Origin of the sequence: Coriobacterium glomerans PW2 (genome assembly GCF_000195315.1) — a bacterium.
Lineage (GTDB): Bacteria > Actinomycetota > Coriobacteriia > Coriobacteriales > Coriobacteriaceae > Coriobacterium > Coriobacterium glomerans.
Window position 1 is genome coordinate 1484533 of record NC_015389.1, and the last position, 14354, is coordinate 1498886.

At 64.4% G+C, this 14354-nt stretch carries 9 protein-coding genes; 3 read left to right on the forward strand and 6 right to left on the reverse strand.

What is annotated here, in order from left to right:
• Nucleotides 1-10: 10 nt before the first annotated feature.
• The 3 genes from CORGL_RS06485 to uvrA form a co-directional block, all read right to left on the reverse strand.
• Nucleotides 11-298 carry a hypothetical protein gene (locus CORGL_RS06485; protein WP_013709108.1) on the reverse strand — a complete coding sequence of 96 codons (288 nt, stop codon included), beginning with the start codon at nt 296-298 and terminating at the stop codon, nt 11-13.
• A gap of 630 nt (nt 299-928) precedes the next feature.
• A complete protein-coding gene (locus CORGL_RS06490; RefSeq protein WP_013709110.1) occupies nt 929-3355 on the reverse strand; it encodes a leucine-rich repeat protein in 2427 nt (808 codons plus the stop codon).
• 389 nt (nt 3356-3744) lie between these two features.
• Entirely contained in the window at nt 3745-6639 is a 2895-nt protein-coding gene (gene uvrA / locus CORGL_RS06495; RefSeq protein WP_013709112.1) for an excinuclease ABC subunit UvrA, read from the reverse strand.
• Between the two features lie 392 nt (nt 6640-7031).
• On the opposite strand from uvrA, the gene CORGL_RS06500 reads away from it, so the two are divergent.
• Genes CORGL_RS06500 through CORGL_RS06510 form a run of 3 tightly spaced genes read left to right on the forward strand, consistent with a single transcriptional unit; the run spans nt 7032 to nt 11164 of the window.
• Nucleotides 7032-7958, forward strand: a complete 927-nt coding sequence (locus CORGL_RS06500) for an Mrp/NBP35 family ATP-binding protein (protein WP_013709113.1) — start codon at nt 7032-7034, stop codon at nt 7956-7958.
• A gap of 10 nt (nt 7959-7968) precedes the next feature.
• Nucleotides 7969-9348, forward strand: coding sequence for an NAD(P)/FAD-dependent oxidoreductase (locus CORGL_RS06505; RefSeq protein ID WP_013709114.1), 1380 nt, complete (start codon nt 7969-7971; stop codon nt 9346-9348).
• Nucleotides 9341-11164, forward strand: a complete 1824-nt coding sequence (locus tag CORGL_RS06510) for an NAD(P)/FAD-dependent oxidoreductase (protein ID WP_013709115.1) — start codon at nt 9341-9343, stop codon at nt 11162-11164. Before CORGL_RS06505 ends, CORGL_RS06510 begins: the two co-directional genes overlap by 8 nt.
• 46 nt (nt 11165-11210) lie before the next feature.
• On the opposite strand, the gene CORGL_RS06515 is transcribed toward CORGL_RS06510, so the two are convergent.
• From CORGL_RS06515 to CORGL_RS06525, 3 genes are all read right to left on the reverse strand, one after another.
• A complete protein-coding gene (locus CORGL_RS06515) occupies nt 11211-12380 on the reverse strand; it encodes an iron-containing alcohol dehydrogenase (RefSeq protein WP_013709116.1) in 1170 nt (389 codons plus the stop codon).
• An 81-nt stretch (nt 12381-12461) separates the two neighbouring features.
• On the reverse strand, nt 12462-13121 hold the full coding sequence (locus CORGL_RS06520) for a class II aldolase/adducin family protein (RefSeq protein WP_245526892.1): 660 nt from the start codon (nt 13119-13121) through the stop codon (nt 12462-12464).
• 156 nt (nt 13122-13277) lie between these two features.
• On the reverse strand, nt 13278-14342 hold the full coding sequence (locus tag CORGL_RS06525; RefSeq protein WP_013709118.1) for a 2-hydroxyacid dehydrogenase: 1065 nt from the start codon (nt 14340-14342) through the stop codon (nt 13278-13280).
• Nucleotides 14343-14354 lie beyond the last annotated feature (12 nt).

Sequence of the window (14354 nt, forward strand, 5' to 3'; positions counted from 1 at the left end):
CAGAATACTGCTATTTGACCCCCTGATTGTAGTCAAAAAGCGCGCGGCTGCAGGCATCGGCGGCCGCGCCCAGCGAGGTGCGATTCGATTCGAGCCCGGTGGTGCTCAGAGCGCTCACGGGCACCTTGCTGCTGTCGGTGGCAGCGCGGTTGGAAAACGCCTTGTTTCCGAGCTTCGTCAGAGTGGTGTTGCGATTCAGACCCGTCTGCTCGAGCGCGTAGCAGTAATCTCGATGTCGGCGTCCGAGATCGCGGCGTGATAATCCTTCTGCCCGGACAGGTATCCGTAGATCTCGCACGTCGGGTGCTCCGCATCGTCGTCGGCGACACGGAACCGCTAGGTCACCCTTCTTTGTTCCTTACGCCGATGAACGCGTGGAATTCTTGCACGAGATTTAAAGCTCGCGGGGTCCCCCCGAGATTTAAAGCTCGCGGGGTCCGCCCGAGATTCGGAGCTCGCGGGGCCCGCTTGAGATTCGGAGCTCGCGGGGCCCGCTTGAGATTCGGAGCTCGCGGCGCCCGCCCGAGATTTGGAGCTCGCGGGGTCCCCGTGTCGGCGCGGTGCGCGTCCGCATCGGCGGCGCGGATCCCGCGCGCTGACGGCCGCTCTCCCCCTGCCGTGGCGGCATCCGACCCGGAATGCACTGCGGGGCTCGCCGTGCCCTGGGCCAACATGACCGCCGCGCCCGACGCAAGCAGCACCGCTGCGACGCAGCCGATGAGGACGGCCGACCTCGCAGCAGTTGTCCACGTGCGCCGGCTCACAGTGCAACCGATTCCGTGCGAGGATGCATGCTGCCACGAGGCCGCGGCAAGCCGACTGAGATCGCGCGCGCAACCTAGGTGGAACATATCGACAATCCCGCACGATAATCCGTCACGCTTCGATCCGCTCGCAAATGCCTGAGCGAAACACGGAGAAGTGTCGGCTAGAGCGCCAATCCCCCACGGCGGCGCCAGACAAGCGTCGCCGCGCCGAGTGCCGCCGTCAGCGCCAGTGCGCACGCACCTGCCTGCGCGGGTCCGGACCCGAAGGCACCGGTGCCCGGCAGGGTCGGTGCGGCCTGGTAGCTCATCGTCACATCGATGGCACCGGGCGTCACCGGCTCGTAGTGCTTGCCATCGATCGTGACGGTCCCACCCTCTGCGATGAGGATCTCGCTTACCGAGCCGCAGAGCTGGAAGCCAGCGGGGGCCATCGTGTTGAAGAGATAGTAGTCGCCCGGAGCCAGACCGTATAGGGCTATCGAGCCATCGGTACCCGACACCCGGGGCCAGCCGTTGGGCCCGACCGGGTGGGTCTTGTCCTTATCGATGAAGACCTCGTTGGCCCATTTTGAAGTGTCCGAGACCTTACTCGAGTGGCTCAAGACGTAGCCGGCACCGGCAACCAAAGCGCCACCTGAATCGGCGCTGTGCACCGTGAGAGACATGGAGACCTTGGACTTCCACTGGGCGTAGAGCATCACGGTGGCATCTTGCATCTTGCTCAGATCACCAATCAGAGTCTCCTGGTCGTCGAGATGCTCTCCGCTGCCGTCGGCCATGGTGTTCCACCCGGTAAACTCGAAGTCCTTTCCACGGGTGTACGTGTTTCTCGGCAGCTTCAAAGTCTCGCCGTAGATCTTGGTCTGTGCCGGCATCAAGGTGCCCGAGCCCTTGTTCGGCAAGAAATTTATCGTGTAGCGCACGGCAGGAACCGTGCAATCGAGCGGCGCGGCACCCTTGTCGTCGTATACGTTGTAGCTGCGCCGCGTCGCACCTGCTGGATAGGCGAATTCAGTCTGTCCGACGACGGTGACGCTCAGGTGCTCTTCGTTGGGCGTCAGCTTGCCCTTGGGGTCTTCTTTCTGCGGCAGCGTCTCGAAGCCGAAGTTGACCTTAGTGGAGCCAGGGGGAACGGTTACCGAATACTCTCCCAAGCACCCGCCGTTATCGCGCGATATGCTCAGCCTGAAGCTCTGCTTTGCGAAGACTGTCATGTGCGCCCTCGTGAAATTATTCGTGATCCGTTTAGCAGAGACCTCCTTCATGGGAGTCATGACGACGAGCGTGCCGTCCGTTTGAGAAAAGGTTATATTGTCGTCCGTCAGCGTCGGAACTTCGGCCCATGAGGGGGGCACGAACACCTTGGTTATTTTCGAGCCCGTAAACGTCGACGATTTCGCTCCGCTGCTATCGCGCACAAGCTTAAAACTCTCCGGCGGACCGTTGAGATACAGCCGATCGTAGTTGGTGCCGTCAAATGAGGCGATCCCGATAGTAAGCGGTTTGTCTTTGATTTCGGGTGCGTTCAGCACCAGATCGTACAAGTTGGTGTTTCCGTTGACATCGGGCTCCTTGCCCAAGCTAGGACAGTCATGGAAAGCGCGTGCCCCGATGGAGGTGACCGTCGTGTTCGTCGTCAGACCTGTCGAGGTCAGACTCTTGCAGTCGTAGAAGGGACCCATCTCACCATCCATACCGAGATCTGTCACAGACTTGTTTTTTTCAAGTCCGGTCGTCTTCAGATTCTGATCGTTATCGAAGGCGTTTGCGCGCAGCTGCTTTACCGAGTCATTATCGGCCAAACCGGTCTTATCGTAGTTGCCGTTGGAGAATGCACCCCCATCGATGAGAGTGACACTTGAATTCTCAGCAAGGCCGGTCTCTCCGATCCTACCATCATGGTTGTAGGCCTCGCGCCCGATGCTGAGGATGGTTGAGTCCTTGTCCGCGAGGCCGGTGGACGTGATGTCATAGCACTGCCAGAAGGCCATTGAGCCGACACGGTTCACCGTGTACACGTCGTTGTTGTAGACGATAGTGTGCGGCAGCGTCACATCGCCGCTCGGCGCGGGATCCAGAACCTCTCCCTGCGTGCTTTGAAATGCGTTCTCCTTGTTGACTCCGCTGCCGATCTCCACCGTTCTGTTATCTGGATCGACGCTCGTGACGCCATACTGGCATCTCCATACCTTGCCGCCTACAGAAATGGACCCCCAGAATCGCGTGCCCACGACGGCCGCGCGAGGCGACGTGGCACCAGAGTTCTCATTCGTGGGCGACGCCTGATGTTTCGTGCCATCTGAGGCCGGTTGCAAACCACCGCCCGCCCCGGATTTCTTGGCGCCCGTCGAGCCATCGGTAGCGGCCGCATCGGCTTGTTGAGCGCGGTCGCCACTTTTGCCGTCGATGCGCTCGGGATCGGTTGTCTTGTGCGCGCTCACGCGACTCTCCTTGACGGACGAGCCCTGCTGACCGGCATCCGCCCCGGAATGCACCCCGGGGCTCGCCGCGCCTTGGGCCCACATGACCGCAGCGCTCGACGCAAGCAGTGTCGCAGCGACGCAGCCGATGAGAACGGCCGACCTCACAGCAGATGTCCACGTGCGCCGGCTCACAATGCAACCGATTCCACATGAGGGGCCTGCGACACCACAGTGGCGGCAAGCCGGTCGCGAAGGCGCGCGCAACCTGAGATACTATGCGATCCGCCAAGGGTCGCTGATGAATGTTGGCACTCGTCGATCGCAGAGACGACCGCGATAAAGGTGCATCCCAAAAGGGGGCACATGGAGTTTGCAGCTAAATTCGGCCCCATAGAATAGCCCCCTTCCAGCTAAAACGGTCTTCCATCTGGAGCGGGACAGAGCGACATTCCCGCGCGGTAATGTAGTTTTCATTCTATCATTTTGTCCGGAATCTCAATCAGATTATGTTCATTCATACAAATGTCACAAGACATTCAGGTCTCTCGATCAGTTCAGAGCATATCCGACTCGACGCTCACATGCTCGCGCTCGCGGGCTGCGTCGCGAGCGAGCACCGGCTTCAGGAACCGCCCGGTGTAGCTTTTCCTGGAGCGCGCGACCTGTTCGGGGGTGCCCGCCACCACGACGCGTCCGCCGCCGCCGCCGCCCTCCGGACCCAGATCGATGATCCGATCGGCCACCTTGATGACATCGAGATTGTGCTCGATCACGAGCACGGTGTTGCCGGCATCGACCAAGCGCTCGAGCACATCGAGCAGCTGGCGGACATCTTCGAAATGCAGGCCCGTCGTGGGCTCATCCAAGATGTAGAACGTCTTTCCGGTCTGCTTGCGGTGAAGCTCGCGCGCGAGCTTCACGCGCTGAGCCTCCCCACCGGAGAGCGTCGTGGCCGGCTGTCCCAGTCGCACGTAGCCGAGCCCGACATCGTAGAGCGTCTGGAGCTTGCGCTTGACCTGCGGGATATTGGTGAAGAAGATGAGCGCCTCGGCCACGGACATGTCGAGCACGTCGGCGATGGAGCGGCCTCGGTAGAGCACCTCGAGTGTCTCGCGGTTGTAGCGCTTGCCGTGGCAGACCTCGCAGGGCACGTAGATGTCGGGCAAAAAGTGCATCTCGATCTTGATCTGCCCGTCTCCCTTGCACGCCTCGCACCGCCCGCCGGCCACATTGAACGAGAAGCGGCCGGGAGCGTAGCCGCGCGCCTTGGACTCCGGCGTGCTCGCGAACAGCGCGCGCAGATCGTCCCACAGCCCTATATAGGTTGCAGGGTTCGATCGGGGCGTGCGGCCGATCGGAGACTGGTCGATATCGATGACCTTGTCGATCTGAGCGACCCCCTCAAGCGAGCGATAGGGGCCGACGGGGCGCGACGAGCGCTGGATGGCGTTGGTCAGCGCCGGGGCGATCGTGTCGGTGACCAGCGAGCTCTTGCCCGAGCCTGACACGCCTGTCACGACGGTGAGCGTTCCCAGCTCGATGCTGGCGCTGATGCCGCGCAGGTTGTTCGCTCTGGCACCGGTGATGGTGAGCGCGCCGCGACCCGGATCGCGCCGTTTGCTCGGCACGTGCACCATGCGTTTGCCGGTAAGATAGGCTCCGGTGAGAGAGCCGCCGCATGCCATGATGTCTGCCGGGGTGCCCGCGCACACGACCTCGCCGCCGTTCTCTCCCGCACCGGGGCCCATGTCCACCACGTAGTCCGCGGCGCGGATCGTGTCCTCGTCGTGTTCGACGACGATCACGGTGTTGCCGATGTCGCGCAGCCGCTCGAGCGTCTCGATGAGGCGGGCGTTGTCGCGCTGATGCAGGCCGATCGAGGGCTCATCCAAGATATAAAGCACTCCCATGAGACCCGCGCCGATCTGCGTGGCCAGCCGGATGCGCTGCGCCTCGCCTCCCGACAGGGTGGCGGAGGCCCGCGCGAGCGTCAGATAGTCCAGGCCGACGTTCACCAGAAAGCGCAGCCGCTCTATGATCTCCTTGACGACCCTGCCTCCGATATAGCGCTCGCGCTCGCTGAGCTCGAGCGTCTCGAAGAACGCAAGCGACTCGTTGCACGACATCAGGCACACGTCGTAGATTGACTTGCCGCCCACCGTGACCGCCAGCATCTCGGGACGAAGCCTGGCGCCGTGACACGCTTGACACGGCTCGTCGCGGATGAAGCGCTCCAGCCGCGCCTTGGTGTTCTCGTTGGTGGTTTCGATGTAGCGTTCGTAGAGGATGTTGCGCACGCCGGAGAACTTCGTGGACCAGTGCGTGTCGCGCCCGTCCTGGGTGCGATAGTCCACGCGCATCTTCACATCGCCCAGACCGTCCAGAAAGATCTTGCGCACGCGCGCGGGCAGCTCGCACCAGGGGGCGGACGGATCGGCTTTGAGATGCCGGCACAGCGCTAAAAAGATCTGGGGATAGTAGTTCGACTTGCCGAAGAAGCTGCCGAACACACCCTGCTCGATCGACAGCGAAGGGTCCTCGATGAGGGCCTCGGCATCGACGACCTTCTTGAATCCCAGGCCGTCGCACTCCGGGCACGCGCCATAGGGAGCGTTGAACGAGAAGTCGCGCGGCTGCAGATCGTCGATGGAATGCCCGTGCTCCGGACAGGCCAGGGCGAGCGAGTAGCGCAACAGATCGCCTTCGGTCCCCTCCGGGGCGCCCCGGTCGGCCAGCAGATAGACGCCGACGTTGCCGTGGGCGAGCCTCGTGGCCTGCTCCACGGCCTCAGCGATGCGCCCCGAGGAGTCCGGGCGGATGACGATGCGGTCGACGACCACCTCGATCGTGTGCTTGAACTTCTTGTCGAGCTCGATCTCATCGTCGAGCGAGCGGACCTCCCCATCCACGCGGACGCGGGAGAAGCCCTCGGCGCGCAGGTCATCGAGGAGCTTGGTGAACTCCCCCTTGCGGCCGATCACCGCCGGAGCGAGCATGTAGGCGCGCCTGCCTTGGCCTGCCGCCAGGATCTTGTCGGCAACCTGATCGGTGGTCTGGCGCTCGATGACGCGCCCGCACACAGGACAGTGCGGAATGCCGATGCGCGCGAACAGCAGGCGCAGATAGTCGTAGATCTCCGTGACCGTGCCCACTGTGGATCTGGGGTTCTTGGATGTGGTCTTCTGGTCGATGGAGACCGCAGGAGAGAGGCCGTCGATGGAATCGAGATCCGGTTTGTCCATCTGGCCGAGGAACTGCCGGGCGTAGCTGGAAAGCGACTCGACGTAGCGGCGCTGGCCCTCGGCATATATGGTGTCGAACGCCAGCGAGCTCTTGCCCGAGCCGGACAGGCCGGTGATGACCACGAGCTGATCGCGAGGGATGGTGAGATCTATGTCGCGCAGGTTGTGCTCGCGCGCCCCGCGTATGACGATTGAGGATTCGGACATGCATGGCTCCTCGTGAAAACGGACTCGACATGGTGCGCGCCCGGCACCGCAGGCTGCGGTGCCTATGAGGCAACCGATTCGGGCCCGAGACGGTAAGAATACGGCGCCCTCGGCGCCGGTGAGCGAGACCAGCTGAGAAGCGCAGCCCCACAGTCTAGCGCAAGGCGCGGACATATGTTCGTGATCCCCCGCACCGTCATGGGATATACAAGCCTTGTTCGTGTTTTTATGTCGAGAGCACAAGCGATGCGGGCCCATCGGCGAGCGCGATGGGGCATGTGTACAATAGGGCTCAGAGGCCAGACAGGGGCACCGGGGACCGATTCTGAGCAGACGAGACGATCGGGCTCCCGGCCAGCTCGGTGAAGCACACGGAAGACGAGGAGCGCATCATGGATTGCGAGCACGCTGAGAAGTCGGGCGGCCAGCGGGCCCCCATGAGATTCGAGCAGAACTCCCTGTCGGAGGTCAAACGGGTGATCGCGGTGCTCTCGGGCAAGGGCGGCGTGGGCAAATCCTTCGTCACCGGAGCGCTCGCCATCGAGATGGCGCGACAGGGCCTTTCCATCGGGATCCTGGACGCCGACGTCACCGGGCCGTCGATTCCCAAGATGCTCGGAATGAGCGGGAGGCGCGCATCGGGTCTGGGCAGACTGCTGCTCCCCGAGATATCGACTGGGGGCATCAAGGTGATCTCATCGAATCTGCTTCTCGACAGCGAGACTGACCCGGTGCTGTGGCGCGGGCCGGTCATCGCCGGGGCGATCAGGCAATTCTGGAGCGACACCTCATGGGGACCGCTGGACTGCCTGCTCGTTGATATGCCGCCCGGCACCGGTGACGTCGCGCTCACCGTATTCCAATCGCTTCCGGTGGACGGCATCGTCATCGTGACGAGCCCGCAGGACATCGTATCGATGATCGTCGCCAAGGCGGTGAGGATGGCAGAGAAGATGGACGTGCCTATTCTGGGCGTCGTCGAGAACATGAGCTACGTCAGCTGCCCGCGGTGCGGCGAGCGCATCGAGCTGTTCGGCGCGAGCACGCTTGGCAAGATAAAGGAGCGCTACGGTCTCTGCGAGCTGGGGCGGCTGCCCGTTGAGCCCTCGTTGGCCGCCGCGATCGATGCCGGAACGATCGAGGAGGCGCTGCCGGCGGACATGCTCGCGGATGCGGTGGCCGCTATCGAGGCGGTTTCGCCACGGGAGGCAGATGAGACCGATTCGGCGGCGAAGTCCTCGGGGCCGGACTCGCGTGTGGATGGCGATGGGGCCACGCGCGCGGAGCCGGACGCTCCACGCGCGTCGGACATATCGTGAGGGCCATCGCATGATACGGCCATCTCATCAGCGCTCAACCACGACCTATGACGTCACGGTGGTCGGCGGCGGGGCCTCGGGACTCGCCGCGGCCCTGGCGGCCCGCCGCGCCGGCAGCCGGGTCGCGGTGCTCGAGCACGACGTCGCCTGCGGGCTTTCGATTCTGGCCACGGGCAACGGCCGGTGCAACCTCGCGCACGTCCCGCTCGAGGCCGCGCGCTACAGCAACCCCGACATCGCACGCGAGGTCATGGGGTCCTCGGCGGAAACCGAGATCGAGGCGTTTCTCCGCTCGGTGGGCATCGTGACCGTCGAGGTCGCCGGGCGGCTGTATCCGCGCAGCAAACGGGCCGAATCGGTCCGCGACGCCCTGCTGGGAGCCTGCGAGCGGGAGGGCGTCGAGCTGCGCGCCATGCACACCCTGACCCGCGTTGAGGCCCGCGAGGAGATGGGGTGGAGGCTGCAAGCGCGCAGACCTGAGGCCGCGCTCGACGTGCACGATGATCGCGATCTGAAAAGATGGCTGCGCTGCGAGCGCAGAGCGCTGTCGGCGGCGGCGCTGCAGGAGGTTCAGCTGAGCGCGCGCCAGATCGTGGTCGCCGTCGGCGGACAGAGCGCCGAGATCGCCCGACGATTCGGTCTGCCTCATGAAGAAGAGACGCCCATGCTCTGTCCGATCGCCTGCGATCTGCCGGGGGCCGCCGGTACGCGCGCCGCTCTCGACGGGCTGCGGGTCGACGCGACGCTCACCCTGATGCGCGCGGGCGCGCCGGTGTGGCGCGAGACCGGCGAGGTGCTGTTCCGTCGCTACGGCATCTCGGGCATCGCTGCGTTCAACCTGTCACGGCGGATCCGACCGGGTGATGTCATCGAGATCGACTTGTTCGCCGACGTCGACGAGGCCGATCTGGCGCGCGCGATGGCAAGGCGCGAGGCGGCCGTGGGACCGCTCGCGCGAGGCGGTATCTCTTGGTTCGACGGCATGCTCGCCCGCCCTCTCGCCGCGCTCATCATGCCCGGCGCGGGGACCACGCCGCTGAGCTGCGCGCGGGCATGCAAGCATATCGCCCTTGCGGTCACCGGTACCGCCGATGAGCGCTGCGCCCAGGTCCGGCGAGGGGGCATCCCCCTGTCGGCTGTCGAGGTGCCCGATCTGACGGTTTCACCCGAGCTGGCAGACGGCATCGCCGTCTGCGGTGAGGCGCTCGACATGGACGCGGACTGCGGTGGCTACAACCTGGCGTGGGCGTGGCTGTCCGGTCTGCGCGCGGGGACGGCGGCGGGGCGAGCCGCCCTCCGGCGCGAGCGTGGAGCGGCAGCCGTCTCCCCGCTCGAAGCGCAGGAGCCGCCGCGAGCGCGACATGCGGCAGCGGGCGGCCTCGATGCTTGAGATATCCCAGATCGCGGTGGCACTCGACGCAGCCGTCGGAGAGGCGGCCTGTCTCGAAGCGGCCAGACGCGCCGCCTTTGACCTGCTCGGTCTGGAACCATCGGACGTCGTCGACTTCGAGCTGCGCAGACGATCGATCGACGCGCGCAGACGCCGCGATGTACATATAGTCCTGAGCGTAGCGCTGCGCCTGCGCGAGGACATCGACGAGACGGCTGTGCTCGCGCATCTTGATCCATGCACCCGCGGACGCGTCCGGATCGCGCAGACGGAGCAGGCCGCGTCTCCTGCTCGGGAATCACGTGCCGGATGGGACGGTTGGGCAGCGCGATACCCGCAGAAACCGTCATCCCCTCGGTCTGCAGAAGCCGGCCTCAATCGGCGCGCAGATCGACCGGTCGTGGTCGGAGCGGGCTGCGCGGGCCTGTTCGCCGCGCTCTCCCTGGCCGAGGCGGGGCTCGAGCCGCTCGTGATCGAGCGCGGAGGCGATGCTCGTGCGCGCGCGGCGGCGATCGGCCGCTTTTATCGCACCGCCGTGCTGGATACCTCGAGCAACATCCAGTTCGGCCTCGGCGGCGCCGGCACGTTCTCCGACGGCAAGCTCTCCACGGGTACCCGGAGCCCCACGCACCGTCTCATCCTGGAGACGCTGGTTGCAGCCGGTTCGCCCGCAGAGATCCTATGGGACGCCAAGCCGCACATCGGCTCCGATCTTCTGCCCGGCATCGTCGAGCGCATCGCGACACGCATCCGCAAGTTGGGTGGCGAGGTGCGCTTCGGCTGCCGGCTCACTGATATCGTCTGCGAGAACGCACCGAGCGAGCGGGTCGTTCGCGCCATCGAGGTCGAGCAGAGGTCCGAGACGGGCGGGGGCGCCGAGCGCGCGGCGGATCCTCGGATGGACGGTCGTCTTGAGCGCGAGGGCGACTCTCGGACGGGCGACAGTCGCGACAAGGTGTCTGAGACCTGCGAGCGAATCCGCTGCAACCGGCTCATCCTGGCGTGCGGGCACTCGGCACGCGATGTCTTCGAGCTGCTTCGGGACCGGGGATTCGATCTCGAGCGCAAGACGTTCGCCATGGGCGTGCGCATAGAGCATCGCCAGAGCGCCATCGATCGCGCCCTGTTCGGCCGCGCCGCCGGCCATCCCGCGCTCGGTCCCGGTTCCTACCGGCTCGCCGTGCACCCGGCCGGCAGCCGCAGCGTGTTCACCTTTTGCATGTGTCCCGGCGGCGAAGTCGTGGCGGCGGCATCAGAAAAGGGAGGCGTCGTCACCAACGGGGCCAGCAGATTCAGTCGAGGCGGCGAGAACGCCAACTCCGCGCTGCTCGCCAACATCTTTCCCGCCGACATGGGCGGCGATGATCCGCTTGCCGGCGTCGCGCTGCAACGCAGATGCGAGCGGACAGCCTTCGAGCTGGGCGGAGGCGCATATCGGGCCCCCGCTCAGCTCGTCGGAGACTTTTTGCGCGGGGCTGCGAGCGAGGCCGGCGGGAGCGTGAAGCCGACCTACCCCCTGGGGGTGCGCTGGACGCAGATCGACCCAGCGCTGCCCGCCTGCGTCATCAGCGCATTGAGAGCCGGTCTGGGCCAGCTCGGGCGCCGACTTTCGGGCTTCGACGCCGAGGATGCGGTGCTGTGCGGCGTCGAGACGCGCTCGAGCTCGCCGGTGCGCATCACCCGTGACGATGCGCTGCAGGCGCTCGGGGTGACAGGCGTCTTTCCCAGCGGCGAGGGCGCCGGCTACGCCGGCGGAATCATGAGCGCCGCGGCCGACGGCATCCGCTGCGCCGAGGCGCTCATCGCCAGTCTGTAGCCAGACGCGCTCGAAGGGACGGGCGAAGCTGCATCCTCGCTTCAGGTCACCCCTCCTTTCCACCGTAAAACACTTGCTCGAGCAGGAAGCGTGCATCCTCTCGAGTGATCCTCACGGGATTCGAGGGCGTGCACACGTCTTCCATGACGGCATCGGTAAGCTGATCGAAGTCAGCCTCGAATGCATCCTCACCGCCACCGAGCACCGCACGCATCGTCGGCGGCACATCGAGCCGCGCCTGCATGTCGAGCACAACCTGTTCCAGATCAGTCGCTCCGACCAAACGCGCGAGCTCTCCGTACCGCGCAGCGGCCTTCTCGCTGCGCGCACGGTTGAACGCTATGCTGTAGGGCAGCGCGACGGCATTGGCAAGGCCGTGCGCCACATTGTAGGCGGCGCCGAAGGTGTGCGCGACACCGTGACAGATTCCGAGCCCGCCGTTGGTGAAAGCTATACCGCCCAGGCAGCTCGCGATGAGCATGTCCTGGCGAGCGGTCAGGTTCGACGGCTCCACGGCGCACGTCTGCAGCGCACGATAGCCCGTGATCCATCCGCCGATCGCCTGCGCGTCCGAAAAGGCGTCCGCCGATCTCGCCACATAGGCCTCGATGCAGTGCGTGAGCGCATCCATGCCGCAAGCCACTGTGCCGGCGCGCGGCATGGTGAGCGAGAACTCGGGATCGAGTATCGCGACATCGGGGATCAAGCGTCCGGTGTATTCGCGCACCGAGTACTTCCGCCGCGAGACCGGGTCTTTGATAAGGGCGGCTCGCGTGCACTCGGATCCGGTGCCCGCGGTCGTGGCGATGCAGCACATCCGCGCCCGCTGCCGCAGTGCGAGCTTCGCGGGCGGCATGGCGTCCTCAAGCGAAACGAAGCTCGGGTTCTCGTAGAACACCCACATCGCTTTCGCCGCGTCCATGGCTGATCCCCCACCGAAGCCGATCACCCAGTCGGGCTCGAACGCGCGCATCTCCTGGACACCGCGCTGCACCGACTTCCAGCAGGGCTCCGGCTCGACTTCGATGTTGACCCGCCAGGTCCAGCCCGCTTGATCGAGCACCTCGGTCAAGCGATCGAGTTGACCGAGCTTGACCTGTGTGTCCCCGCTCATGACGATATAGGCTCGCCGCAGCAGACCGGGCAGGTCGGCGAGCGCCGCGATCGCGCCCTCGCCGCAGTATATCCTGTCCGCACCGAGCTTGCAGATTCTCATATCGACAACTCCCCTCCGGTGCGACCGCCTGAGCTTTGGACGTCGCGATCGACTCCAAAGATCTGCGAGGTCTGTTTGTCTCTATCGGCCATTTGGCACCTGACCATAGGTCCTAGACCGCTCGAGCGCGCGTGCGAACTGGTCACGCGTGAGATAAACTGGACGACCCGCACACGCGCACTGCCATTGGACGCGCGAGGTGAACTCGATGTTCTCAGCCAAGGCGAACGCCTTTGACAGACTCTCATGAAGACAGACGTCTCCATGATTGGCGAGCAGCAGCGCTCGAGTCGCCGGAGTCGCACGCAGCGCCATCTCGACAGCGGAGGCGAGTTCCGCTGACCCGAATGTCTCATACTCCACGAGTGGGATCTCATAGACAGCGGCTCCCATCATGGCGTAGTGCGCCGGCTTGAGCGTCTCATGCATCGAGGCCAGCGTGGTGGCGAACGGCGAGTGGGTGTGCACGACCGCGCGGGCGTCGGGACGATTCAGATAGACGATGGTATGGAGTCCGTGCTCAGACGAGGGCTTTCGTTCGCCCTCTATCACATTACCGGCAAGATCCATAACCACGATATCCTCCGGCTCGGTCTCGAAGTAGCCCAGCCCCGACGGGCTTATGCACAGATATCCGGTCCGCGGGTCGAAGACCGAAATGTTGCCACTCGTGCCCACGCACAGACCGCTCGCACTCATCTTTCTGCCGAACTTCACGATCTGTGTACGCTGCTGTTCCATGATCATGATGTATGCTCCTTTGCTCCTCCGAAGAGGCGACCGGGGTGAATTTGTATATGAATCCGATAGGTGGCGGCGGGGCCGGTGGCGGCGCAAGGTCGAAGGATATCGCGAGCTGCCGCGCCGATATCTTGCGGCGTCCGCCGCGAACTTCTCTCAGTCCGTTCGCTTCGAGCCGATTTGCTCTAGGTTGACGACCATGTCGCTTGTGCCCGTCTGCCAGTACTGCTGGATCTTCTTCGCGAGCAGGATCGGGCTTTTCGGAAGCGCGTCGACGACGTTGCCAGCGTTATGCGGCGTGACGGTGACGTTGTCGAGGGCGAGAATGGGATCGTCGGGGGCAAGAGGCTCGTCCCAGAACACATCCAGGGCGCAACCGCCGATGCGGTGCTCGACGAGAGCCGCGATGAGCGCCGCCTTGTCCAGTACACCGGCGCGCGAGGTGTTCACAAGATAGGCTGTCGACTTCATGAGGCCTATCTGCTGCGCCCCGATGCACCCATCTGTCTCAGGTGTAAGGCGCAGGTGCAGGCTCACGATATCTGCCCCGGCGAAAAGCTCCCGCTCACTGAGTAGCTTCACATCGAGCCCCTGCGCGTCAAGACGCGCCTGATCGAGATAGGGGTCGCATGCAATCACACGTCGCATCCCCAAACCGACAGCCTTTCTCGCCACGAGGCTTCCGATATGGCCCAGACCGACGAGCCCGAGGGTCATCTCGGAAAGCGAAGTGGTGTAGCCACTGTTCACGTAGTCCTTTCGCCACTCTCCCGCCTTGAGAGCTGCATGTCCGCGCGCTATGTTGCGCGTCTCGCAGAGCATGAGTCCGATCGCGAAATCTGATGTCGCCTCCGCGTTTCTGATGCAGTGGATCACCGGGATATCTTGGGAGGTGGCCGCCGCGACATCGATGTGCTCCATGCCGCCCCGGCAGGTTCCAATCAATCTGAGCCTGGTTCCGGCTGCTATAAGATCCGCGGGCACCGGACAGAAGTGCGTGAGCAGCACGTCCGCGTCGGCGATGGCTTCAAAAACGGCGTGTGGCACCTGCTCGGCGTCCGGACCGCTTCGCTCGAGATGCTGCGCACGACGCTGAAACTCCTGACGCGAGGAGCAAACCCATTCCACGGCGACGATCTGGGCGTTCGCATCGAGTGATCTGGCGGCCTCGGCAAGCAGCTCGCAGGGAACGACGATATCTCCGATAACGATGATTTTCATGGTGACTTCTCC

What these genes read in the sequence shown, in the direction of transcription:
- uvrA (WP_013709112.1), bottom strand. Translation starts at nt 6,639, where the DNA reads ATGTCCGAATCCTCAATCGTCATACGCGGGGCGCGCGAGCACAACCTG.
- CORGL_RS06505 (WP_013709114.1), top strand. Translation starts at nt 7,969, where the DNA reads ATGATACGGCCATCTCATCAGCGCTCAACCACGACCTATGACGTCACG.
- CORGL_RS06500 (WP_013709113.1), top strand. Translation starts at nt 7,032, where the DNA reads ATGGATTGCGAGCACGCTGAGAAGTCGGGCGGCCAGCGGGCCCCCATG.
- CORGL_RS06510 (WP_013709115.1), top strand. Translation starts at nt 9,341, where the DNA reads ATGCTTGAGATATCCCAGATCGCGGTGGCACTCGACGCAGCCGTCGGA.
- CORGL_RS06515 (WP_013709116.1), bottom strand. Translation starts at nt 12,380, where the DNA reads ATGAGAATCTGCAAGCTCGGTGCGGACAGGATATACTGCGGCGAGGGC.
- CORGL_RS06525 (WP_013709118.1), bottom strand. Translation starts at nt 14,342, where the DNA reads ATGAAAATCATCGTTATCGGAGATATCGTCGTTCCCTGCGAGCTGCTT.
- CORGL_RS06520 (WP_245526892.1), bottom strand. Translation starts at nt 13,121, where the DNA reads ATGGAACAGCAGCGTACACAGATCGTGAAGTTCGGCAGAAAGATGAGT.